The following is a 23073-nucleotide window of genomic DNA, read 5'->3' on the forward strand; positions in this document are numbered from 1 at the left end:
CGTGGTGACAGTCTAGGCCCGGGAGCGCCCACGGCACCACCCGGTCGTCACGAGTCCACCCGACGGCGTGTCACCCGTCCTGCGGCAGCCGCTCCACGAGCAGCCGGAGCGTCCGCTCCCGCTGGGGCGCGGCGTCCAGCGGCTCCCCCTCGTGCGCGCCGGCGACCGGCTGGACGATCACCTCGCCGACCCCGTGCCGTGCGGCGAACGTGGTCAGCCGGTCGGCCACCTCGTCCGACGTGCCGATCGTCCAGGCGGCGGCCATGCGGTCAACGAGCGCCCGCTGCTCCGCGGTCAGCGTCATCCGGGCCGCCTCCTCCACGGTCAGCCGTGGCCCCACCCGGCCGACCAGATGCCGCTGCGCCATCCCGATCAGGGCCGGCAGGGCGAGCTCGCGCGCCTCCGCCGCGGTGTCGGCGACGACGACGTTGGCGGTCGTGATCACCGGTGCGCCCGCGCCGCGCTCCCGGCGGTACTCGGCGAGCGCCTCCGCCGTGCCCCGTCCGGTGAAGTGGCTGGCGAAGACGTAGTCGATCCCCAGCCGGCCGGCCAGCCGGGCCGAGTAGCGGGACGACCCCAGCAGCCACAGGTGCGGCCCCGGGCCCGCCGGGGCCGGCGTCGCCGCCACGGGCACCCGTCGCCCGTCGGCGAGCTCCACGGAGAACTCGCCGGCGAGCAGCTCGACGAGCTCCTCGACGCGCTCAGGATAGGCCGACTCCTGCTCGTGCGCGCTCTGGCCCGGTCGCAGCACGTAGGTCGTGACCGGGTCGGTGCCCGGCGCCCGTCCGATGCCGAGGTCGACCCGGCCGCCCAGCGCCGCGTCGAGCAGGGCGAACTGCTCGGCGACCACGATCGGCTGGTGGTTGAGCAGCATGACGCCGCCGGACCCCACCCGGATGCGCTCGGTGGCCGCACCGAGCAGGGCGACGAGCACCGGCGGCGCCGTCGACGCCACATCCCGCATGTTGTGGTGCTCGGCCACCCAGTACCGGTGCAGACCGAGCCGGTCGGCCAGCCTGGCCAGCCGCACCGTCGCCGCGACCGCCTGCGCCGTCGTCTGGCCGGTGCGCACCGGGATCAGGTCCAACACCGAGAGCCTCACGCCCATCTCCGCTCCTCACCTCTCCTGCCGCTCCCGCGGCACCTGGCCGTCCTCGTCACTCGGGGTCGGCCGTCCCCGTCTCCGCCGAGTCGACCGGGCCGGCGGACGCGGCGTGCCGGGCGGCCCGCCGCTCCGCATGCCCCTCGACGAGCCAGTACAGCGCCGGCAGCACCGCGAGCGTCAGCAGGGTCGACGAGACCAGACCGCCGATGACCACGAGCGCCAGCGGCTGCGAGATGAACCCGCCGTGGCCGGTGATGCCGAGCGCCATCGGCAGCAGCGCGAACACCGTGGCCGCCGCGGTCATCAGGATCGGCCGCAGTCGACGCGAGGCACCCTCCAGGAGCGCGGTGTGCACGGCCATCCCCCGGGCGCGGAACTGGTTGACCAGGTCGATGAGCACGATCGCGTTGGTCACCACGATGCCGACGAGCATGAGCAGGCCCACGAGCGAGGCCGCACCGAGCGGGGTGCCGGTGATCAGCAGGGCGGCCAGCGCCCCGGTCGCGGCGAACGGGATCGACACCAGCAGCAGCAGCGGCTGGCGCAGCGACCGGAACGTGGCCACCATGATGACGTACACGATCAGAATCGCGGCCAGCAGCGCGAGGCCCAGGCTGCGGAACGCGGAGCTCTGCTCGCTGAGCACCCCGCCCACAGCCGCGTCGGCCCCGGCAGGCAGCTCGGTCTCGTCGAGCACGCGGCTGACCCCGGCGGAGACGGTGTTGAGGCTCTCGCCCGCCGGGGTGATCGTGATCGTCGCCGACCGCCGCCCCCGCTCGCTGGAGATCGAGCGGGGCACCTGCTCCATCGTCACGTCGGCGAGCGTGTCGAGCCGCACGTCGCCGGTCGGGGTGGTGATCGTCAGCGCGCGCAGCGCGTCGACATCCTGCGGCTGGTCGGCCTCGCGCACGACGATCGAGACGTCCGTCGAGTCGATCTGCGCAGTCGCGGCCTGCTGGGGGTTCATCACCGCGGAGACGGCGCCGATGATCTGCGCCTCGGTCATGCCGTGCTCGGCGGCGACGTCGCGGCGCACCGCGACGTGCACCGTGTCGATGTCGCTGGCGAGGCTGCTCTCGATGCCGGCGACGTCGTCGACGTCCTGCAGCCCGGTCATGAGGACGTCGGTCGCCGCGGCGAGCCGCTCGTCATCCGGGGCGGTCACGTCGATCGTGACGTCGTTGGACACCCCGCTCGCGCCGGAGGTCGACAGACTCAGGTCGTCGGCGTCCGGCTGCGCGTTGAGCACGGCGCGCAGGTCCTGCTGCACCTGCTCCGCGTCGGCGTCGTCAGCGTAGGCGATCTGGAAGCTCGTCGAGTCGGCCCCACCGCCGCCCAGGAACGACGCGGCGGTCAGCCCGCCCGAGCTGCCGATCGTGGTGGCCACGGTCTCGACGCCCGCGACGTCGCGCAGGGCGCTCTCCAGCGGCTCAGCGCGGCGCTGGGCCGCCTCGAGGCTCGTGCCGGAGGGCAGCCGCTGAGTGACGGAGGCGGTGGTCTCGCCGCTGTCGCCGATGAAGTTCGTCTGCATGAGCGGGGTGAGAGCGAGGGTCGCGCCGAGCACAGCGACCGCGGCGATGACAGTGACCCACGGGTGCGCGAGCACCCCGCGCAGCACGGGCTCATACCCGCGCTGCAGCCGGGTGCGCTCCTCCCCGGCGAGCACGGCGGAATGGTCCCGCTCGCGGCGCGCGACCGGATCGGCGGATGCCGCCCGGCCCCCGGCGTCGGCCGCGACGGACGTGTCGTCGCCCCGGGCCCGCCCCGTGTCGGCCGCGTGGCGCCGCGCCCGCAGGAACCAGTAGGCAAGCACCGGCACGATCGTCAGGGCGACGAGCAGCGAGGCGAGCAGGGCGATGACCACGGTGAACGCGAACGGCCGGAACAGCTCGCCGACGACCCCGCCGACGAAGCCGACCGGCAAGAACACCGCCGCCGTGGTGAGCGTCGACGCGGTGATCGCGCCGGCCACCTCGCGCACGGCGCGCAGGATGACCCGGGCCCGGTCGCCATCCGGGTCGTGCTCCATGTGCCGGTTGATGTTCTCGATGACGACGATCGCGTCGTCGACGACGCGGCCGATCGCGATCGTGAGAGCACCCAGGGTGAGCACGTTGAGTGAGTAGCCGACCGCCTCGATGCCGATGAAGGTGATGAGCAGCGACAGCGGGATCGAGATCGCGGTGACGAGCGTCGAGCGCGCCGAGAGCAGGAAGACGAGGATGACGAGCACGGCGAAGACGAGGCCGAGCATGCCCTCCGTCGTCAGAGACGAGATCGACTGCTCGATCGAGGGCGCCTGGTCGTAGATGACCGACAGCGACACGTCGTCGCCCGCGTTCGCCTGCAACGTGGCCAGGTCGTCGGCGATCGCGCGCGAGACAGCGACGGTGTTGCCCTCCGCCTTCTTCGTCACCTGGATGGTGACGGCCGGCTCGCCGTCGACCCGGCTGATGCCCGTCTGGGGCGCCTGGACGAGCTCCACCGCGGCCACGTCACCGAGCCGCACGGGCGCCACGGCGGCGGATGTCGCGGTCGCCCCCGCCTGGGACACGCTCGACGCGCTCGTGGTCGCGCTCGTCGCGGCGGGCAGCAGCGGCAGGTCCGCCACGTCATCCGTGGAGGTGTAGCGGCTGCCGACACGCACGGAGAGGTCGAGGTCGCCATCGGTGACCTGGCCGGCGCCGGCGACCACGCCGTCTGCCTGCAGCGCCTGAGTGATCGAGGCCGCGGTGAGGCCGTGCGCCTGCAGCGCCTCGGGGTCCGGGGTGACACGGATCTCGCGGCTGCCGCCGCCCATCACCGTCGCCTGGGCCACCCCGTCGAGGCGCTCGATGTCGGCGGTGACGTTCTCGCGCACCCGGTCGGCGACGTCCACGGGGTCAAGCGTGGACGACGAGGCGGCGAGCATCACCACGGGCATGTCCGAGGTGGAGCCGCTGGCGATGACGGGGTCGAGCCCGTCCGGCAGCTGCGCGGAGATGCGGCTGACCGCCTGACGCACCTTCTGCTCGGCATCGACGCGGTCGGTGCCGAACGCGAACTCGACGGTGACCGTGGACGAACCGGTCGTGGAGGTCGAGGACGTGGACTCGATGCCCTCGACGCTCTGCACCGCCGTCTCGATCGGCGTGCTGATCTGGGTGTCGACCACATCCGGCGCGACCCCCGCCTCGGTCGACTGGACCACCACGATCGGCAGCTCGACGTCGGGCATGAGCTCCTGCCGGGCCCCGGTCATCGCCACGACGCCGAAGACCGCGGCGACGACGGTGATCAGGGCGATCAGCGCCCGGTTGCGCAGGCTCAGTCTGGTCAGTGCGGACATGGCGCTCCTCGCCTCTCACGGCTCGTGGCACGGCGCCCCGAGCAGTCTCGCCGACGTCCGCTCGACAGGCGGACGGAGATGACGCCATTCTTCCACAGCGCGGCGGGGCCGACCGACGGTTCCGGGACACATGCCACATGCGTGATAGACTGCCGCTCAGTCTGTGTCGGGTGCCCTCCGCGCCCGGGCACGCCAGCCGAGGAGATCATGACAGGAGGTCTCGTTCATGGGACGCGGCCGCCAGAAGGCGAAGCACACGAAAGTCGCCCGCCAGCTCAAGTACAACGTTCCCGCCACCGACTACGAGGCGCTGGAGCGCGAGCTGCGCAGCAGCGCGCATCACGACGAGTCGGCGGAGGAGGACTGGAACGCCTACCACTACCCCGCCGAGGATGATCGGGAGGACGACGAGCGCTGAGCGCCGCCCGTCCCGCGTGACGAACCGCCCCGCCTGAACCGCGGGGCGGTTTTCTCTCATTCCCCGGCGAACGTCCCGACCAGCCGCACGCCGCCCGCGTGCACGCCCTTCGCGCCGACGGTGAACCCGTCCGCGGCGAGATCCCGGGCCGCGTCCGACACCGTCCCCACTCGCCACGCGGGCACGCCCTGCGCGGTGAAGGCCGCGGCGACGGCGTCCGCGCGATCCGCGGCGACGACGGCGACCATGCCGATCCCGAGGTTCCAGGTGTCCTCGACCGCGCCAAGCTCGAACCCGCCGAGGTCGGCGAGCACCCGGAACACGACCGGCGGACACCACGTCGCCCGGTCGATCTCCACCCACGTGCCGGAGGGCAGCACGCGCGCCACGTTCGCCGCGATGCCGCCGCCGGTGATGTGGCTGAACATGTGGACCGCCCCCCGGGTCGCCGCGCCGTCGAGCACCCGCAGCACCGGGGTCGTGTACAGCCGGGTCGGCTCGAGCAGGGCCTCCCCGATCGGTCCGCCGAGCTCGTCGACCCGGTCACCGTAGCCCACACCCGCGTCTGCGAGCACGCGCCGCACGAGTGAGTAGCCGTTCGAGTGCAGGCCGCTGGAGGCCAGGGCGATCACCGCGTCCCCGGGCCGCACCCGGCTCGGGTCGAGTCGGGCGTCGAGATCCACCACGCCGGTCGCCGCACCAGCCACGTCGTAGTCGTCCGGGCCGAGCAGGTCAGGATGCTCCGCGACCTCGCCACCGACGAGCGCCGTGCCCGTCTCACCGCAGGCCCGGGCCACGCCGCCGACGATCTCGGCGATGCGCTCCGGCACCACGTGCCCGCAGGCGATGTAGTCGGTCATGAACAGCGGCCTGGCACCGATGACCACGATGTCGTCGACGACCATGCCGACGAGATCCTGGCCGATCGTGTCGTGCCGGTCGAGCGCCTGGGCGATCGCGACCTTCGTGCCCACGCCGTCCGTGGAGGTGGCGAGCACCGGGTGGTCGAGGCCCCTGAGCGCCGCGGCGTCGAACATGCCGGCGAAGCCGCCCACGCCTCCGATCACCTCGGGGCCGTGCGTGGCCTGCACCGCGGCCTTCATCAGCTCGACGGCGCGGTCGCCGGCGGCGGTGTCGACTCCGGACTCGGCGTACAGGCTCACGGGTTGTTCCTCGTCTCTCATGCTCATGCTGCTGTCTCGGGCGGACCGCCCGCCCGGCCACGCGCCGCGACGGCGCGCCGGTCGCCCCGTCATCGGCCCTCGGCCGCGGAGAGGCGGCCGTGGGTGATGCCGGGGCGGGCCCCGGCGGCGAGCCCGTCGAGCTCGGTGTCCGGCCCCGCCTGGCAGGCCGCGGGCGCCTCATGCTCGAGCAGGTCCTTGCCGAGCTCGTCCGAGGTCGGCAGCGGGATCGGGTACCGGCCGGTGAAGCACGCGGCGCACAGCTCGCCCTCCGGCTGCTCGGTCGCAGTGATCATCCCCTCGAGACTCAGGTACCCGAGGGTGTCGGCGCCGATCATGCGGCGGATCTCCTCGACGGTCGCGCCCGAGGCGATCAGCTCGGCCCGGGAGGCGAAGTCGATGCCGTAGAAGCACGGCCAGGTGATCGGCGGCGCGGAGATGCGCACGTGCACCTCGGCCGCGCCGGCCTCGCGCAGCATCGCCACGAGGGCACGCTGCGTGTTGCCGCGCACGATCGAGTCGTCGATGACGACGAGTCGCCGCCCGCGGATCACCTCGCGCAGCGGGTTGAGCTTCAGCCGGATGCCCTGCTGCCGGATCGTCTGCGACGGCTGGATGAACGTGCGGCCGACGTACGCGTTCTTCACGAGCCCCTGCCCGTACGGGATGCCCGACTCCTGCGAGTAGCCGATCGCCGCGGGGGTGCCGGACTCCGGTGTGGGGATGACGAGATCCGCGTCGACGGGGTACTCGCGGGCGAGGGCGCGGCCCATCTCAATGCGCGAGGCGTTGACCGAGCGGCCGTGGATCGTGGTGTCGGGCCGGGCCAGATAGACGTACTCGAACACGCAGCCGGCGCGGTGCGTCTCGGCGAAGCGCTGCGAGCGCACACCGTCCTCGTCGATCGCGATGAGCTCACCGGGCTCCACCTCGCGCACGAAGGACGCGCCGACGATGTCGAGCGCGGCAGTCTCACTGGCCACGACCCAACCGCGCTCGAGGCGGCCGAGCACGAGCGGGCGCACCCCCTGCGGGTCACGGGCCGCGTACAGCGTGTGCTCGTCCATGAACACGAGGCAGAACGCGCCGCGCACCTGCGGGAGGATCTCCATCGCGGTGGCCTCGAGCGTGTGGTCGGCGTCGCCGCTGAACAGAGCGGTGAGCACCGCCGTGTCGGTCGTGTTGCCGTGGGAGAGCTCGCCGAAGCGCTGGTCGGGGTGCAGCCGGTGCAGCAGCCGCACGAGCTCGGCGGTGTTGGTGAGGTTGCCGTTGTGTCCGAGGGCGACGGTGCCCTTGGCGGTGCGACCGAGCGTCGGCTGCGCGTTCGCCCAGGTGGAGCGCCCGGTCGTCGAGTAGCGGTTGTGGCCAACGGCGATGTGGCCGACGAGCGTGTTCAGCGACGACTCGTCGAACACCTGCGACACCAGGCCCATGTCCTTGTAGACCATGATCTGGTGCCCGTCGGAGGTGGCGATGCCCGCCGACTCCGTGCCACGGTGCTGCAGTGCGAACAGCCCGTAGTAGGTGAGCTTGGCGACCTCCTCGCCCGGCGCCCACACGCCGAACACGCCGCATTCGTCCTTCGGGGCGTGATCCGCCTCGAGACCGTCCGGGTCGAGCATGCGGTCACCGTACGTCACGGTCGCTCCTTGCGTCTTGGATGCGCTCGGGCGCGACGGCTCGAGGCCCTCGCACTCCCCTTGTCTCCAGTGTCTCACCGTGCGCCGCCTCGCGGCCAGCGCCGCCCTCGGCCGTCGCGGTGGCCCTGTCCGCGGGGGCGACCGGCGTCACCCGCTCGTGCACCGCGTCCACCAGGCGGGCCCGTCGGGCCGACACCCGGTCGATCACGAGCGCGATCACGAGCATCACGGCCACGCCCGCGAGCGCGAGCACGACGGCGAGCAGCCCGAAGGCCTGCATCGGGGAGAGCTGGCGGGTGGTCTGACTCTGGGCGTCATCAGCGGGCTGGGCCATCGCCACCAGCGACCACACGGCCGCCGCGACCACCCCGAGCACGGCGCCGAACACCGCGAACGGCAGCAGCTTCGGGGCCCGGCGCAGTCGCACCCGCACCTGTTCCGTCTGTCGCGTCACCCCGCCACCCTACCGCACACGGGGCGGGCCTCAGCGCCGCAGCCCGGGCACCGGCAGCATCCCGTCGAGATGCGCGCGCACGCCGGACGCGTCGATCGCACCCGCCGCGAGCGCGTCGGCCCAGCGCACCCGGCCGCTCGCAAGGCCGAGCCAGGTGACCGCGTCCGTCTCGATCACGTTCGGCGGGGTGCCGCGGGTGTGTCGGGGCCCGGCGATGCACTGCACCGCGCCGTATGGCGGCACCCGCACCTCGACCGCGTGGCCGGGATGCTCGTCGGCGAGCGCCTGCAGCGACCAGCGCACGGCCGTCGCGAGCACGGCCCGGGGCACGCCCTCCCCCGCCCGCTCCGCCGCGATCGCCGCGTCGAACGCGGCCAGACCCACCCGCTCGTCGATCCTGCGCACCATACCCGGGATCCTATCGCCGCGCCCGCGCCCCACCGCGCGGCGTTCACCGGACGGCCCGCGCGCCCCGGCCAGCTGCCCCGACCCGCGCCCGCCGCGTCCACTACGCTGGGGGCCGTGAAGATCCTCGTACTCGGCTCCGGCGCGCGCGAGCACGCCATCATCCGTCGCCTGCTCTCCGACCCCGTCGACCATGTGATCACGGCCGCGCCCGGCAACGCCGGCATCGCCCGCGACGTGCCGGTCGTCGACCTCGACCCGACCGACCCGGACGCGGTGGTCACGCAGGTCGAGCGGGATCACCCCGACCTCGTCGTGATCGGCCCCGAGGCGCCGCTCGTCGCGGGCGTCGCCGACGCGGTGCGCGCGGCGGGCGTGCCGGTGTTCGGCCCCGACCAGGCCGCGGCCCGCATCGAGGGCTCCAAGAGCTTCGCCAAGGACGTGATGGCCGCCGCCGGCGTGCCCACCGGCCGGGCCGTGCGCGCCGCCACGCTCGACGAGGCGGCCCGGGCGCTCGACGCGTTCGGCGCGCCCTACGTGGTCAAGGCCGACGGCCTCGCGGCCGGCAAGGGTGTGATCGTCACCGACGACCGGCGGGCCGCGCTCGCGCACGCCGAGCGGTTCATCGCACAGACCGTGCTCGTCGAGGAGTTCCTCTCCGGCCAGGAGGTCTCGCTGTTCTTCCTCGCCGACGGCGAGCGCGCGGTGCCGCTCAGCCCCGCGCAGGACTACAAGCGCATCGGCGACGGCGACACCGGGGCGAACACCGGCGGCATGGGCGCCTACTCCCCGCTGCCGTGGCTGTCGGAGGGGTTCGTCGCCGAGGTGCGCGACCGCGTCGCCCAGCCCACGGTCACCGAGCTCGCGCGCCGCGGCGCGCCCTTCCGCGGCCTGCTGTACTGCGGCCTCATCGTCACACCCGCGGGCGTGCGCGTGATCGAGTTCAACGCCCGCTTCGGCGACCCGGAGACGCAGGTGGTGCTGCCCCGGCTCGAGGACGATCTCTCCGCCCTGCTGCTCGCGGCCGCCGAGGGCCGGCTCGACACGGTGCCCGCGCCGGTGTTCGCCGACCGCTGCGCGATCACCGTCGTCGTCGCCAGCGAGGGCTACCCGGCGCACGCGATCACCGGCCGCGAGCTGACCGGGCTCGACGAGGCGGAGGCGCTGCCCGGCGTGAGCGTCATCCATGCGGCGACGGCGCGCGAGGGTGACCGGCTGGTGGCCACGGGCGGCCGCGTCGTGGACGTCGTGGCGGTGGCCGACGACTTCGAGGCGGCCCGGGCCGCGGCGTATGCTGGCATCGGGTGCATCCGCCTGGAGGGCTCCCAGCATCGCTCCGACATCGCCGACGCGAGCCGGACGCGACCGAATCTGCTGAGCGCGGCCCACTGACCGTCGCCGTCGCCGACGGTGCGCCCGCACGACGAACACCGACCGCGAAAGGTGATCATGTCCCCGACCTCCATCGACCTGCCCGGCTGGCACCACGTCTACTCCGGCAAGGTCCGCGATCTCTACGTCCCGATCAGCGCCGGGTCGCTCGACACCGCCGACCAGGTGCTCATGGTCGCCTCCGACCGGGTCAGCGCGTTCGACCACATGCTCGAGCCGCCGATCCCCGGCAAGGGCCGGCTGCTCAACCAGCTCGCCCTGTGGTGGTTCGACCGGCTCGACTTCCCCAACCACCTGCTGAGCACCGACGTGCCCGACCCGGTGGCCGGCCGGGCGATCATCGCCAAGCGCCTGCGCATGTACCCGCTCGAGGCGGTCGTGCGCGGCTATGTCGCCGGCTCCGCCTGGGCCGAGTACCGGGATCACGGGTCGATCTGCGGCGTGGCGCTGCCCGCCGGGCTCGCGTTCGGCGACCGGCTGCCTGAGCCGATCTACACGCCCGCGTTCAAGGCCCCGGCCGGCCAGCACGACGAGAACATCACCTTCGAGCAGACGGTCGACCTGATCGGCGCCGAGCCCGCCGCGCAGGTGCGCGACGCCGCCCTGACCCTGTACCGGCAGGGTGCCGGGATCGCCGAGGAGCGCGGCCTGATCATCGCCGACACGAAGTTCGAGTTCGGCGACGACCTGGGCCACCTCACCCTCGCCGACGAGGTGCTCACCTCCGACTCCTCCCGTTACTGGAGCCGCGAGGCCTGGGAGCAGGGGAAGCGCCACGAGAGCTTCGACAAGCAGATCGTGCGCGACTGGCTCACCGAGCACTGGGATCGCGCCGGCGAGCCGCCGACGCTGCCGGCCGAGATCGTCGACCGCACCGCGCAGCGCTACCGCGAGCTGTTCGAGCGGCTCACCGGCGAGCCCGCGCCGCGGGGCTGACCGCGCCGCGTCCGCCCCGACGGCCGAGCCACTAGACTTGAGGGCGTCGGGCGACGCGTCAGACACCGACACATCACTCATTCACGCACGATAGGGCGAGTCCAAGTGGCCAAGATCATTGTCGAAATCATGCCCAAGCCGGAGATCCTCGATCCCCAGGGCAAGGCGGTCGCCGGGGTGCTCCAGCGCCTCGGCCACGAGCGGATCACCGGTGTGCGCATCGGCAAGCGCTTCGAGGTCGAGGTCGACGGCGAGGTCGACGACGCGCTGCTCGCGTCGATCGCCGAGGTCGCCGCCGACGTGTTCTCGAACCCCGTGATCGAGGACGTCGTCAGCGTCCGCGCCGAGGAGGCGTGACGGTGACCGCCGCGCCCGACCGCGTCGCCCGCATCGGCGTCGTCACCTTCCCCGGTACCCTCGACGACGGGGACGCCCGCCGCGCCGTGCGCTTCGCCGGCGCCGACCCCGTGGCCCTGTGGCACGCCGACCCCGACCTGCACGACGTGGACGCGATCGTGCTGCCCGGCGGGTTCAGCTACGGCGACTACCTGCGCGCCGGCGCGCTCGCCACGCAGTCGCCCATCATGCGCTCGATCATCGCGGCGGCCGAGGACGGCCTGCCCGTGCTCGGCATCTGCAACGGCTTCCAGGTGCTCACCGAGTCGCACCTGCTGCCCGGGGCGCTCGTGCGCAACGAGGGCATGCGCTTCATCCGCCGCGACCAGCCGCTGCGCATCGAGGCGACCGAGACCGCGTGGACGGGCGGGTACCGTCCGGGCCAGGAGATCGTCATCCCGATCAAGAACGCCGAGGGACGCTACATCGCCGACGAGGCCACGCTCGACGAGCTCGAGGGCTCCGGCCGCGTCGTCGCCCGTTACCTGGGCAACCCGAACGGTTCGCTGCACGACATCGCCGGCATCGCCAACGCGGCCGGCAACGTCGTCGGGCTGATGCCGCATCCAGAGCACGCGATCGTGCCCGGGTTCGGCCCGGACATCCCGGAGCGGATGCGCTCGGGGTCGGATGGCCTGACGTTCTTCACCTCCGTGCTCGCCCGGCTGGGCATCGCCCCGGCCGCGGACCGCGTGCCCGTCGAGCACGCCCCAGACCACCACACCGCCGACAGCGGCATCCGCGAGTGAGCAGCGAAGGAAGCACCGGTCACATGAGCGCCGATCAGCAGACCACCACCCCGGCGGCCGTCCCCCAGCCCGACAGCGTCGAGCACGCGGCCGCCACCCCCGACATCGTCCAGCCGTATGACCAGCTCGGCCTCACCGACGACGAGTACCAGCGCATCCGCGACATCCTCGGCCGCCGCCCCACCTCGGGCGAGCTGGCCATGTACTCGGTGATGTGGAGCGAGCACTGCTCCTACAAGTCGAGCAAGCGATACCTGCGCCAGTTCGGCGACACCACGGCCGAGCAGCGCGAGCGGATGCTCGTCGGCATCGGCGAGAACGCGGGCGTCATCGACATCGGCGAGGGCTGGGCGGTGACGTTCAAGGTCGAGAGCCACAACCACCCCAGCTTCGTCGAGCCATTCCAGGGCGCGGCGACCGGCGTGGGCGGCATCGTTCGAGACATCATCGCGATGGGCGCGCGCCCCGTCGCCGTGATGGACCAGCTGCGCTTCGGCGACGTGGAGCACCCCGACACCCGCCGGGTCGTCGACGGCGTCGTGCGCGGCATCTCCACGTACGCGAACAGCCTTGGCCTGCCGAACATCGGCGGCGAGACCGTCTTCGACGCCACCTACCAGACCAACCCGCTCGTCAACGCGCTCGCGCTCGGCGTGCTGCGCCACGACGACCTGCACCTGGCCAGCGCCCGCGGCGCCGGCAACAAGGTGGTGCTCTTCGGGGCGCGCACCGGCGGCGACGGCATCGGCGGCGCGTCGATCCTCGCCTCCGACACGTTCACCGAGGGCGGCCCGACGAAGCGGCCCGCCGTGCAGGTAGGCGACCCGTTCGCCGAGAAGCTGCTGATCGAGATGTGCATGGAGCTGTTCCGCGACGGACTCGTCGAGGGCATCCAGGATCTCGGCGCGGCCGGCATCTCGTGCGCGACGAGCGAGCTGGCCGCCAACGGCGACGGGGGCATGCGCATCGAGCTCGACGACGTGCTGCTGCGCGATCCCACGCTCACCGCCGAGGAGATCCTCATGAGCGAGTCACAGGAGCGCATGATGGCGATCGTACGTCCCGACCGGCTCGACGCGTTCCTGGCCGTCGCCGACCGCTGGAACGTCGAGGCCTCGGTCATCGGCGAGGTCACCGACGGCGACCGGCTCGTGATCAGCTGGCGCGGCCAGACGATCGTCGACGTGCCGCCGCGCACCGTCGCCGTCGACGGGCCGGTCTACGACCGCCCGGTGCGCCGCCCAGAGTGGCTCGACGGCCTGCAGGCCGACACCGCGAACGGCCTCGAGCGCGACGACAGCGGCGAGGGGCTCGGTGACGCGCTGCTGGCGATCGTGGCCAGCCCGGACGAGGCCGACAAGTCGCTCATCACCGACCAGTACGACTACTACGTGCTCGGCAACACCGCGTTCTCGTTCCCCGAGGACGCCGGGATGATCCGCGTCGACGAGGCCTCCGGTCTGGGCGTCGCCCTGGCCACGGACGCGAACGGCCGCTACGCGCAGCTCGATCCGCGCGCCGGCGCCCAGCTCGCCCTCGCCGAGGCGTACCGCAACGTCGCCGTCACAGGCGCCGTGCCCGCCGCGGTGACCGACTGTCTGAACTTCGGCAGCCCCGAGAACCCCGAGGTGATGTGGCAGTTCGCCGAGGCCACCGCGGGGCTCGCGGCCGGCTGCCGGGAGCTCGGCATCCCCGTCACCGGCGGCAACGTGAGCTTCTACAACCAGACGGGCGTCACCCCGATCCACCCGACCCCAGTGGTCGGCGTGCTCGGCATCATCGACGACGTGGCCCGGCGCGTGCCGAGCGGCTGGCAGGACGAGGGCCACAACCTCTACCTGCTCGGCACCACGTACGACGAGCTCGACGGCTCCGCATGGGCCGCCGTGGTGCACGACCACCTCGGCGGCGTGCCCCCGACGGTCGATATGGCCCAGGAGCGGCAGCTCGCCGGCATCCTCGCCTCCCTCGCCCGCGAGGGGCTGGTCACGTCCGCCCACGACCTCAGTGAGGGCGGCCTCGGCCTCGCCCTGGCCGAGGGGGTGCTGCGCTTCGGCGTCGGCGCCCGAGTGTGGCTCGACGAGATCCTGGAGCGCGACGAGATCGACGCGACGGCGGCGCTGTTCTCCGAGTCCACCGGCCGCGTGCTGGTGTCGGTCGCCCGAGAGGACCAAGTGCGCTTCGAGGGGATGCTCGCCGCCCGCGACTACCCGTGCCTGCGCATCGGCGTGACCGACAGCACCGCCGGCCTCGACGTGCAGGGCCTGTTCAGCATCTCGGTGGAAGCGTTGCGCGCGACGAGCCGCGGGACGCTGCCCCGGTACTTCGACTGAGCAGCCGAGGTCGCCCCGCGCCGGGCTCCCGCCCCGCGCGTCAGGCGGCCCGCCGCGATCACACGTCCGCCCCGTCGGGTCGCCTCATCGTCTGAGGCCCCGGCGGGGCGGACGTTCGTATACGGCTGCTGGCTCGCCCCGCCGGCGCCCGGTAGGCTGCGGCGCATGACCAGCCAGCCCCCGCATCCGACCGACGCCCGCACGCAGCCCGGCAGCCGGACCCCGGAGCGTATCCCTGTCGCCGAGAGGCTCGTGATCGAGCACCGCCCCGACGAGGAGGCGTTCGTGCTGCTCGAGCTCGCCGCCGACCCGACCGCGCCGGCGACGGCGCCCCGCGAGGTCGGTCGCATCGACTACGCCCGCGACGGGAGCGGCTGGGATCTCCTCCACACCGAGGTCGCCGCGACGCATGGCGGCCGCGGGCTCGCCGGCCGGCTCGTGCGCGCGGCCGCGGACCACGTGCTCGCCGAGGCGACCGCAAGCGGTGAGCCCGCGCTGCTGATGGCCTCCTGCTCCTACGCGAGCGGCTGGCTCGCACGGCACCCGGACGACTACCGCGCCGTGCTCTCACCGGCCGCCTGATCCTGCGGGCAGGCCGGTCACGACTGGAGGCCGACCCATCGGGCTGCTGCGGCGTCCCCGGGGCGGGTCGGGCCCGATCAGGCTGCGAGCGACGCCTGCCGCCGAGGCCCGGCCAGGCCGGTCAGCGCCACGACGCCGGGCCCCGCGGTCACTGCCAGAGCGCGGCGACGCCGATGTTGACGAGTGCGAGCCCGCCGACGGCGTGGGCGATGCCGACCGGCACCTGCTCGTCGCGCACGGCCCGCCCGTATCCGACGAACGCGGCGCCCGCGACAGCCACGGCGAGCACGAGCTTCACGGTGATCTTCACGTAGTTCACCGTCTCGTGGGTCGCCCCGAGGATGCCGACCAGAGCGAGCCCTGTGACGAGCTGCACGATCGCTCCGGCCAGCTGCCAGACGGTCACCGTCGGCGTCCTGAACGTGGCGAACCAGCCGCCGACGAGCGCGGCAGCGCCGACCAGATGCAGGAACACGAGCAGTGACATGAGGAAGGTCATGCGCCCCACTGTATCGAGACCGTGGAGGCGATGACAGGGAAGCGACGCTCAACTTCGTCGGACCACCCGGCGGTGACCCGGCCCGCTTCCGGTCAGGCCTCGAACGACGGGCACAGCCGGGCGAGCGGGCAGATGCCGCATTCAGGCCGATGGGCGTGGCAGATGCGGCGACCGTGCCAGATGAGCTCGTGCGACAGTCGTGTCCAGTCGCGGCGTGGGAAGAGCGCGGCGACCGCGAACTCGACCTTGACCGGGTCCTTCTCGCGCGTCCACCCGAAGCGGCGCACGAGCCGGCCGAAGTGCGTGTCGACCGTGAGCCCCGGCACGCCGAACGCGTTGCCGAGCACGACGTTGGCCGTCTTCCGGCCGACCCCCGGCAGGGTCACCAGATCGTCGAGCGTGCGCGGGATCTCACCGCCGAACCTCTCGGTGACCGTCCGGGCCATGCCGATGAGGTTGCGGGCCTTCGCCCGGAAGAACCCGGTGGAGCGGATGATCGACTCCAGCTCGACGGGGTCAGCCGCGGCGAGCGCCTGCGGGGTCGGGTACCGGGCGAACAGCGCGGGGGTGACCCGGTTGACCCGGGCGTCCGTGCACTGCGCCGAGAGGATGGTGGCGGTGATGAGCTGATACGGCGAGCGGAAGTCGAGCTCGCAGTGCGCCTCCGGGTACGTCTCGGCGAGGATGCGCCCCATTCGCCGCGCCCGCCGGGTGCGCGCCAGTGGGCTCTCCCGCTCCACGTCAGCCCACGTGGTCATGGGCGCCGCGCCCCGTCCCGACTGGTCACTGCCCGCCCCGGCCCCTCACTCGTGCAGCAGACTGTGCCGCTGCACGATCGCGTCGCGGCCAGCACCGGTGCCGACCACCGAGATGCGCGCCCCGGAGAGCTCCTCGAGGTGCTCGACGTACGCGCGGGCGTTGGCAGGCAGCTCGTCGAACGAGCGGGCCTGCGAGATGTCCTCCGTCCAGCCGGGGAAGTACTCGTAGATCGGCTTCGCGTGGTGGAAGTCGGACTGGTTGACCGGCATCTCGTCGAACCGGCGGCCGTCGACGTCGTAGGCGACGCAGACGGGGATGCGCTCCAGCCCGGTGAGCACGTCGAGCTTGGTGAGCACGAAGTCGGTCACACCGTTGACCCGGGCTGCGTAGCGGGAGACGAGCGCATCGTACCAGCCGGTGCGGCGAGGGCGGCCGGTGGTCACGCCGAACTCGAAGCCGGCCTTGCGCAGGTAGTCGCCGCTCTCGTCGAACAGCTCGGTCGGGAACGGCCCGGCGCCCACGCGGGTGACGTACGCCTTCGCGACGGCGACGACGCGATCGATGCGGTTCGGCGCGACGCCGGAGCCGGTGCACGCGCCGCCGGCGGTCGCGTTCGACGAGGTCACGAACGGGTAGGTGCCGTGGTCGACGTCGAGCATCGTCGCCTGCCCGCCCTCGAACAGCAGGGTCTTGCCGGCGTCCAGCGCCTGGTTGAGCTCGAGGGACGTGTCGTGCACGAGCGGGCGCAGCCGGTCGGCGTAGCCGAGCAGCTCGTCGACGACCTCGTCCGGGTCGATCGCCCGTCGGTTGTACAGCTTGACGAGCATCTGGTTCTTGCGCTCGAGGGAGGCCTCGACCTTCTGCCGCAGGATGCTCTCGTCGAAGATGTCCTGGACGCGGATGCCGACCCGGTTGATCTTGTCGGCGTACGCGGGTCCGATGCCCCGGCCGGTCGTGCCGATCTGCCGCTTGCCGAGGAACCGCTCGGAGACCTTGTCGATCACGCGGTGGTACTTGGTGATCACGTGGGCGTTCGCGCTCACCCGCAGCTTCGACGCGTCGACACCACGCGCCTCGATGGCGTCGAGCTCCTGGAAGAGCACCTCGATGTCGACGACCACGCCGTTGGCGATGACCGGGATCGTACCCGGGGTGAGGATGCCGCTTGGCAGCAGGTGCAGCGCGTACTTCTCGTCGCCGATCACCACCGTGTGGCCGGCGTTGTTGCCGCCGTTGTACTTGACAACGTAGTCGACGTCGCCGCCGAGCAGGTCGGTGGCCTTGCCCTTCCCCTCGTCACCCCACTGCGCTCCGACCAGGACTATGGCGGGCATGCGGCACTCTCCTCTTGTCGTCTTCGGGTCACGGCGCGCGGACGGCCGACGTCGTCGGCTCTCGCTCCCGGGCGTCGCCCGGCGGGCCGGCTCTCGGCCCCGAACAGTTTAGTCGAACTCCCGGTCGACCTGCCGGCCGATCTCCTGCACGTACGCGGCAAGCACCTCTTCCAGGCGTCCCTGCCGGTCGAGATCGGTCAGGCGGTCGGTGAGCGTCCGCGTCATGACGGCCGCGGTAGACAGCGGGGAGACGTGCCAGCTGCCGTCCTCGCGCCGGGCCGCGAGCCCCACCTGGTCGAGGCCGAGGTCGGCGGCCTGAGACGGCGCGGTCAGGTCGAGGGTCCCCGTCTCCCCCGCCGCCTCGAAGGTGACGGCGAGCCCCTGGACGCGCACGGTGACCGAGTCGTCGGAATACCACGAGTCCGGCCGGATCGAGACCGCGTAGTCATCGAGGACCACCCGGGCGGTGTCACCGGAGGCCCTCGCCGACGCCTCGCTCGCGGTCAGGGTGACCTGGACGTCTGAGCGCCCGGTCGAGCGCTCCTGGTTGGACGGCATGAGGTACATGCTGTACAGCCGGCGCTCCGCAGCCGGCAGCTCCGCGGAGACCCCGGACCACTCACCGGTGTTCACCCCGGTCACGACGGCCTCGGCCAGCCCCTTGGTCGCCTCCTCCGGGGAGTCGTGCCGAGTCGCGTCCGTGACGAGCCGGCCGCGCTGCAGGTCGGAGTCGGACCGCTGCGCCTGGCTGAACAGCCCCTGTGCGACGGAGAGCATCGGCGAGATGAACCAGCCGCCCTCGTCGCGGACGCTGACGATGGGCAGCGGGTAGCCGTTCTTCTCGCGGAACTCGGCAAAGTCGAGCGAGTAGGGCATGCCGTCGACGAAGTCGCGCACCTCGTCCTCGTCACTGTCGGCGAGGCTCGTTCCCTCCGCCGCGGCCGCGGCACGGCCGAGGTCGAGGAGCGCGTCCTGCAACGCGTCCGGATCCCTCGCCTCGATGGACACTCGCCCCGAGTCGTAGGTGACGAGGGAGACCTCGTCACCGCCGATGGTCTCCGCCTGCGGCGCCGAGAGCCCATCGGTGGTGATCTGGACGCTGTCGACCGCCTTCCTGACCTGCGCGAACACCTGCGCGGCGCCGCCCGAGGAACCGGAGTCGGATCCGGAGCCCGAGGAGGTGCTGTCGACCTGTTCCGTCAGCGGGCTGATCACCTCCGCCTCGCTCGGCGAGATGCGCCCGACGAGGCTCAGTGGATCCTTGCCCTGCAGATCCTCCAACAGCCCCGTGGCCGCGGCCTCCGGTGTGCGCGACGGGTTGCTGCCGGGGCCGCCGGCATGGCGCAGGGACCACCACAGCACGCCGGTGCCGAGGCCGATCACGAGCGCCACGACCACGAGGATCGCGATCAGCTGGCGACGACGACGGTGGCGGGCGCCGGACGGGACGCCACCCGGGGGCGTCATCCCGGGGCCCATGGGCGCGCCCGGCTGACTGGGCTGCGACGCGGGCTGACCTGACCGCCTCGGCGGGACGGCCCCCAGTGGGGCCATCACCGCCGGTGCTGGCCGGGCCCCGCCTGCTACGGGCATGCCGGCGGCCGGGACAGGTGCGCCCCGGTCGCCGGGCAGTGGCGGTGGGCCAGCCAGTCGTGCCGCCTCCTGCTGGAGTCGGGCCGTCGCCGCCTGACGTGCGTCCGGCGTCCCATTCGCGGCGATCCAACGCACGAGCGCGGGGTAGGCCTGCGGATGACCCGCGACCATCGCCCCGAGTCGCGGCTCGGCGGCGGCGATCTCCGCCAGCCGCTGCGGCGACGTCGCCGGCGAACGCAGCTCGGCGCTCAGCGCGGCGAGCCGTCCCGCCCCGTCTGTGTTCGCCCCCGATGTGTCGGCCATGCCTCTCCCCCTCCGCGGCGCGCCGGTGATCGCCACCCAGGCAGCAGCCTACCGGCTGCGAGACATCTGCGACCCGGCCAGCGACGGCAGAGGAGCCGCCCACGCGCGGACGACCGTCGCTCCGGTGTCGGCGTGCCCGTCAGACCGCGATCGACGGGCGGGACCAGGCACGCGAGGCCCGATACGACCTGGACGGTTCGTCAGGCAGTGACCGACGCCGCGTCCGCGAGCCGGTCGCGCAGCTCGCCGAGACGCTCCCGCAGCGGCTCGGGCAGCCGATCACCGAACATGGCGAAGTAACGGGCCGCATCCTCGGTCTCGTCGAGCCAGGCGCGCGGATCGAGATCGAACAGCTGCCGCCAGTCGTCGTCCGTGACCTCGGTGCCCTCGAGCGCGAACTCCTCTTCGCGGGGGATGACGCCGAGCAGCGTCTGCTCGCCCTCGGCCTCGCCCTCGAGCCGCTTGGCGATCCAGTCGATCACCCGCGAGTTGTCACCGAAGCCCGGCCACAGGAACGACCCGTCGCTGCCGCGGCGGAACCAGTTGACCCCGTAGATACGCGGGGCGTTCTCGCCGAGCGTCTCACCGATCTCGAGCCAGTGGCCCCAGTAGTCGGCCATGTTGTAGCCACAGAACGGCAGCATCGCGAACGGGTCGCGGCGCAGTTTGCCGACCGTGCCCTCGGCGGCGGCGGTCTGCTCGCTGGCCATGGTCGCGCCGATGTACACGCCGTCGCGCCACGAGCGAGCCTCCATCACCAGCGGCGTGTTCGTGCGGCGGCGACCGCCGAAGAGGATCGCGTCGACAGGCACGCCCTCGGGCGCGTCCCAGTCGGGGGCGATCGACGGCGCCTGCTCGGCGCGCACGGTGAAGCGAGAGTTCGGGTGCGCGGCGGGCGTCGGGCTGTCCGGCGTCCAGTCGTCGCCCTGCCAGTCGATCAGGTGCTCGGGCACCTCGGGTGTGAGCCCCTCCCACCACACGTCGCCATCGTCGGTGAGCGCGACGTTCGTGAAGATCACGTTCTCTTTCAGTGCCTCGATGGCGTTCGGGTTCGTCTGCACCCCGGTGCCGGGCGCCACGCCGAAGAAGCCGTTCTCCGGGTTGATCGCGTACAGGCGGCCGTCGGCCTTGGGGCGCATCCACACGATGTCATCGCCAAGGGTCTCGACCTTCCAGCCGGCCAGGCGTGGCCGCATCATCGCGAAGTTCGTCTTGCCACAGGCGGATGGGAATGCGGCGGTGATGTGGTATGCGCGGCCCTGCGGGCTGGTCGCTCGGATGAGCAGCATGTGCTCGGCGAGCCAGCCCTGGTCGCGACCCATCGCCGAGGCGATGCGCAGCGCGTAGCACTTCTTGCCGAGCAGCGCGTTGCCGCCATAGCCCGAGCCGTACGACCAGATCTCGCGGGTCTCGGGGAACTGGACGATGTACTTGGTGCTGTTGCACGGCCACGGCACGTCGGAGCGGGTGTTCCCCTCAGCGTCGACCAGCGGGTACCCCACCGAGTGCACGGCCGGCACCCACTCGTCGCCGGCGGCGATCCGCTCGGCGGCCTTCGCGTCGTCCACGCGGGTCATCAGCATCATGCTGACCACGACATACGGCGAGTCGGTCAGCTGGATGCCGACCTGCGAGATGTCGCCCCCGAACGGCCCCATCGAGAATGGGATAACGTACATGGTGCGCCCGCGCATCGCACCGGTGAAGGCCTCGGTGAGCTCGGCGCGCATCGCGGCCGGCTCTCGCCAGTTGTTCGTCGGCCCGGCGTCCTCCTCGCGCTCGGAGCAGATGAACGTGCGGTCCTCGACGCGCGCGACGTCGGTGGGGTTGGTGCGTGCCAGGAAGCTGTTGGGGCGCTTCTCAGGGTTCAACCGGGTGAACGTGCCGCCATCGACGAGCTGCTGCGTGAGCCGATCCCACTCCTCTCGCGTGCCCTGAACCCACTCGATGCGGTCGGGCTGGAGGACCTTCGCGAAGTCCTCCACCCATCGTCTGACGGACTCGATCTGCTGAACCATGGAATTCGACTCTCTCCGTTGGTGCCCGGCGCCCGGCGCCGGCCAGTGGCTTTGTCTGATCTGCTGACTGTTTCTTCACCAGGGACGCCATCGGCCCTCCGCGAGAACATTCACTATACGCGCAATATATTTTCCGCGCGACCCGGCTGCCGCGTGCGGAGACAGGGCATGGCCGTTGCACAGGTCACGGGCACCCGCACGAGCGAAGAGGAGCTGACACAGGGCCGGGGACGCGATCCACAGCGAGCGGAACAGCATCCTGAGGACGGCACGGTCAGTCGATCGCGTGCTCGCGCACCCAATCGTGCATCACGATCGCCGCGGCGGCGGACGCGTTGATCGACCGGGTCGACCCGAACTGCGTGATCTCGAGCACCCGGTCGCAGGCGGCCTGCGCCTCGGAGCTGAGCCCCGGACCCTCCTGACCGAACAGGAACACGCACCGCTCGGGCAGCGACTCGTGCTCGATCGGCACCGAGCCCGGAACGTTGTCGATGCCGATGATCGGCAGCCTCGCCCCGCGCGCCCAGACCACGAAGTCAGCGACGGATGCGTGATGGTCGACGTGCTGGTACCGGTCAGTGACCATCGCCCCGCGTCGGTTCCAGCGCCGCCGCCCGATGATGTGCACCCGCTCGGCGAGGAACGCGTTGGCGCTGCGCACGATCGAGCCGATGTTCATGTCGTGCTGCCAGTTCTCGATCGCGACATGGAACGGATGCCGCCGTGTGTCGAGATCGGCGACGATCGCGGACATCGCCCAGTAGCGGTACCGGTCGATCACATTGCGGGTGTCACCCTCGGCGAGCAGCGTGCGGTCATAGCGGGAGTCGTCGGGCCAGGCCGCAGGGCCGCCCGGCCAGGGACCGACGCCATGGGTGGTGCGCTCGGGTGTTGAAGCGGGGTTCGGAGTCTGGACGGGAACCGAGCCAGAGGACGGGGATGAGGAGGGAACGAGGGGCTGGGCGGGAGTCTGGGCGGGGCGGTCGGTCACCGGGCGATTGTATGCACTGACTACGGCTGTTCGCAGGGTCGAGTGCGCAGCGGGCCGCTGACTGAGCCGACCGCTGTGATGCCGACTCAGCACCCTCACCCGGATTCATCACCAGACCGGCTGTTCGCGCTGAAACGAGAATGAGATGCTGAATCAAGATCCGGTGCAATGCCCGCCCACGGCTCCGCACGTACGGAACAGACTGGAGAGCTGGTCGTCCGGTATCCGTCGTCGCGCACGGCTCCGGGCACGTACGGAACAGGCAGCGGTGCATATGTGCGCCCGAGAACAGGAACCGGGCCTGCAGTGTCCAGACGGCATCGACGCAGCACCGCGCGGGGGCACGTCACCAGACGGAGCACGACACAGCAGAAGTCACGTCACGATGGATGCTTTGGAGGCTCTTCGGACATCCGGTGGGGGTAGGGCGCGCCGGGTGAGTTCGCGAGGGTAGGGGTCGAGGTCCCCGAGGATCAGAAGTGCTAACCATCTGATTCCGACTGAGGACCTCGACGTGCTTCACCCTGCTTCGGGGTGCGCTTCCGCGCGCTCTGCGACTGATCCGTGTTCCCGCTGCGACGTTCTGCTGGGTCTTCCCGATGTCCATGTCGAGCACGTCGACCGTCGCGACGGGCTGCTGGTGGTGACGGTCTC

At 72.0% G+C, this 23073-nt stretch carries 19 protein-coding genes; 7 read left to right on the forward strand and 12 right to left on the reverse strand.

Annotation, left to right across the window (positions count from 1 at the left end):
* Positions 1 to 70 precede the first annotated feature (70 nt).
* A complete protein-coding gene (locus F8O02_RS07925) occupies positions 71 to 1108 on the reverse strand; it encodes an MsnO8 family LLM class oxidoreductase (protein WP_218859623.1) in 1038 nt (345 codons plus the stop codon).
* Between the two features lie 49 nt (positions 1109 to 1157).
* Positions 1158 to 4433, reverse strand: coding sequence for an efflux RND transporter permease subunit (locus F8O02_RS07930; RefSeq protein ID WP_158036707.1), 3276 nt, complete (start codon positions 4431 to 4433; stop codon positions 1158 to 1160).
* A gap of 226 nt (positions 4434 to 4659) precedes the next feature.
* Between F8O02_RS07930 and F8O02_RS07935 the strand changes: the two genes are divergently transcribed.
* Complete coding sequence (locus F8O02_RS07935; protein WP_158036708.1) at positions 4660 to 4851, forward strand: DUF3073 domain-containing protein; 192 nt, start codon at positions 4660 to 4662, stop codon at positions 4849 to 4851.
* Between the two features lie 56 nt (positions 4852 to 4907).
* On the opposite strand, the gene purM is transcribed toward F8O02_RS07935, so the two are convergent.
* The 4 genes from purM to F8O02_RS07955 form a co-directional block, all read right to left on the reverse strand.
* Positions 4908 to 6035, reverse strand: a complete 1128-nt coding sequence (gene purM, locus F8O02_RS07940) for a phosphoribosylformylglycinamidine cyclo-ligase (RefSeq protein ID WP_158036732.1) — start codon at positions 6033 to 6035, stop codon at positions 4908 to 4910.
* 68 nt (positions 6036 to 6103) lie between these two features.
* Positions 6104 to 7672, reverse strand: coding sequence for an amidophosphoribosyltransferase (purF, locus tag F8O02_RS07945; RefSeq protein WP_404821184.1), 1569 nt, complete (start codon positions 7670 to 7672; stop codon positions 6104 to 6106).
* Positions 7659 to 8126 (reverse strand): hypothetical protein, encoded by a 468-nt coding sequence (locus F8O02_RS07950; RefSeq protein WP_158036709.1) that lies wholly within the window; start codon positions 8124 to 8126, stop codon positions 7659 to 7661. The genes purF and F8O02_RS07950 overlap by 14 nt, the downstream gene beginning before the upstream one ends.
* Positions 8127 to 8156: 30 nt before the next feature.
* A complete protein-coding gene (locus tag F8O02_RS07955; RefSeq protein ID WP_158036710.1) occupies positions 8157 to 8534 on the reverse strand; it encodes a sterol carrier family protein in 378 nt (125 codons plus the stop codon).
* A gap of 114 nt (positions 8535 to 8648) precedes the next feature.
* On the opposite strand from F8O02_RS07955, the gene purD reads away from it, so the two are divergent.
* The 6 genes from purD to F8O02_RS07985 all read left to right on the forward strand — a co-directional run bounded on the left by purD (position 8649) and on the right by F8O02_RS07985 (position 14919).
* Positions 8649 to 9923 (forward strand): phosphoribosylamine--glycine ligase, encoded by a 1275-nt coding sequence (purD, locus tag F8O02_RS07960; protein ID WP_158036711.1) that lies wholly within the window; start codon positions 8649 to 8651, stop codon positions 9921 to 9923.
* Positions 9924 to 9980: 57 nt separating this feature from the next.
* Complete coding sequence (locus F8O02_RS07965) at positions 9981 to 10859, forward strand: phosphoribosylaminoimidazolesuccinocarboxamide synthase (protein ID WP_158036712.1); 879 nt, start codon at positions 9981 to 9983, stop codon at positions 10857 to 10859.
* A 105-nt stretch (positions 10860 to 10964) separates the two neighbouring features.
* Positions 10965 to 11216, forward strand: coding sequence for a phosphoribosylformylglycinamidine synthase subunit PurS (purS, locus tag F8O02_RS07970; RefSeq protein ID WP_158036713.1), 252 nt, complete (start codon positions 10965 to 10967; stop codon positions 11214 to 11216).
* Positions 11217 to 11218: 2 nt separating this feature from the next.
* Positions 11219 to 12004 carry a phosphoribosylformylglycinamidine synthase subunit PurQ gene (gene purQ / locus F8O02_RS07975; RefSeq protein ID WP_158036714.1) on the forward strand — a complete coding sequence of 262 codons (786 nt, stop codon included), beginning with the start codon at positions 11219 to 11221 and terminating at the stop codon, positions 12002 to 12004.
* A 23-nt stretch (positions 12005 to 12027) separates the two neighbouring features.
* Positions 12028 to 14337 carry a phosphoribosylformylglycinamidine synthase subunit PurL gene (gene purL / locus F8O02_RS07980; RefSeq protein ID WP_158036715.1) on the forward strand — a complete coding sequence of 770 codons (2310 nt, stop codon included), beginning with the start codon at positions 12028 to 12030 and terminating at the stop codon, positions 14335 to 14337.
* A gap of 165 nt (positions 14338 to 14502) precedes the next feature.
* Entirely contained in the window at positions 14503 to 14919 is a 417-nt protein-coding gene (locus F8O02_RS07985; protein WP_158036716.1) for a GNAT family N-acetyltransferase, read from the forward strand.
* A 148-nt stretch (positions 14920 to 15067) separates the two neighbouring features.
* Here the strand turns inward: F8O02_RS07985 and F8O02_RS07990 are convergent, their stop codons facing one another.
* From F8O02_RS07990 to F8O02_RS08015, 6 genes are all read right to left on the reverse strand, one after another.
* Positions 15068 to 15418 carry a hypothetical protein gene (locus tag F8O02_RS07990; RefSeq protein WP_158036717.1) on the reverse strand — a complete coding sequence of 117 codons (351 nt, stop codon included), beginning with the start codon at positions 15416 to 15418 and terminating at the stop codon, positions 15068 to 15070.
* A gap of 92 nt (positions 15419 to 15510) precedes the next feature.
* Entirely contained in the window at positions 15511 to 16176 is a 666-nt protein-coding gene (nth, locus tag F8O02_RS07995) for an endonuclease III (protein WP_158036718.1), read from the reverse strand.
* Between the two features lie 45 nt (positions 16177 to 16221).
* Positions 16222 to 17511, reverse strand: coding sequence for an adenylosuccinate synthase (locus F8O02_RS08000; protein ID WP_158036719.1), 1290 nt, complete (start codon positions 17509 to 17511; stop codon positions 16222 to 16224).
* Between the two features lie 108 nt (positions 17512 to 17619).
* Positions 17620 to 19407 (reverse strand): variant leucine-rich repeat-containing protein, encoded by a 1788-nt coding sequence (locus F8O02_RS08005; RefSeq protein ID WP_158036720.1) that lies wholly within the window; start codon positions 19405 to 19407, stop codon positions 17620 to 17622.
* A 200-nt stretch (positions 19408 to 19607) separates the two neighbouring features.
* The gene (locus F8O02_RS08010; RefSeq protein ID WP_158036721.1) at positions 19608 to 21425 is read right to left on the reverse strand and encodes a phosphoenolpyruvate carboxykinase (GTP); all 1818 of its coding nucleotides are present in this window, start codon (positions 21423 to 21425) and stop codon (positions 19608 to 19610) included.
* A gap of 274 nt (positions 21426 to 21699) precedes the next feature.
* A complete protein-coding gene (locus F8O02_RS08015; RefSeq protein WP_158036722.1) occupies positions 21700 to 22419 on the reverse strand; it encodes a TrmH family RNA methyltransferase in 720 nt (239 codons plus the stop codon).
* Positions 22420 to 23073 lie beyond the last annotated feature (654 nt).

It is taken from the genome of Pseudoclavibacter caeni, from assembly GCF_008831125.1.
GTDB classification, from domain to species: domain Bacteria; phylum Actinomycetota; class Actinomycetes; order Actinomycetales; family Microbacteriaceae; genus Pseudoclavibacter_A; species Pseudoclavibacter_A caeni.

Bases quoted from the DNA above. Each gene is read 5' to 3' on its own strand.
- F8O02_RS07925 (WP_218859623.1), bottom strand. From the start codon at position 1,108: ATGGGCGTGAGGCTCTCGGTGTTGGACCTGATCCCGGTGCGCACCGGC.
- F8O02_RS07930 (WP_158036707.1), bottom strand. From the start codon at position 4,433: ATGTCCGCACTGACCAGACTGAGCCTGCGCAACCGGGCGCTGATCGCC.
- F8O02_RS07935 (WP_158036708.1), top strand. From the start codon at position 4,660: ATGGGACGCGGCCGCCAGAAGGCGAAGCACACGAAAGTCGCCCGCCAG.
- purM (WP_158036732.1), bottom strand. From the start codon at position 6,035: ATGAGAGACGAGGAACAACCCGTGAGCCTGTACGCCGAGTCCGGAGTC.
- F8O02_RS07955 (WP_158036710.1), bottom strand. From the start codon at position 8,534: ATGGTGCGCAGGATCGACGAGCGGGTGGGTCTGGCCGCGTTCGACGCG.
- F8O02_RS07965 (WP_158036712.1), top strand. From the start codon at position 9,981: ATGTCCCCGACCTCCATCGACCTGCCCGGCTGGCACCACGTCTACTCC.
- purL (WP_158036715.1), top strand. From the start codon at position 12,028: ATGAGCGCCGATCAGCAGACCACCACCCCGGCGGCCGTCCCCCAGCCC.
- F8O02_RS07985 (WP_158036716.1), top strand. From the start codon at position 14,503: ATGACCAGCCAGCCCCCGCATCCGACCGACGCCCGCACGCAGCCCGGC.
- F8O02_RS07990 (WP_158036717.1), bottom strand. From the start codon at position 15,418: ATGACCTTCCTCATGTCACTGCTCGTGTTCCTGCATCTGGTCGGCGCT.
- nth (WP_158036718.1), bottom strand. From the start codon at position 16,176: ATGACCACGTGGGCTGACGTGGAGCGGGAGAGCCCACTGGCGCGCACC.
- F8O02_RS08000 (WP_158036719.1), bottom strand. From the start codon at position 17,511: ATGCCCGCCATAGTCCTGGTCGGAGCGCAGTGGGGTGACGAGGGGAAG.
- F8O02_RS08005 (WP_158036720.1), bottom strand. From the start codon at position 19,407: ATGGCCGACACATCGGGGGCGAACACAGACGGGGCGGGACGGCTCGCC.
- F8O02_RS08010 (WP_158036721.1), bottom strand. From the start codon at position 21,425: ATGGTTCAGCAGATCGAGTCCGTCAGACGATGGGTGGAGGACTTCGCG.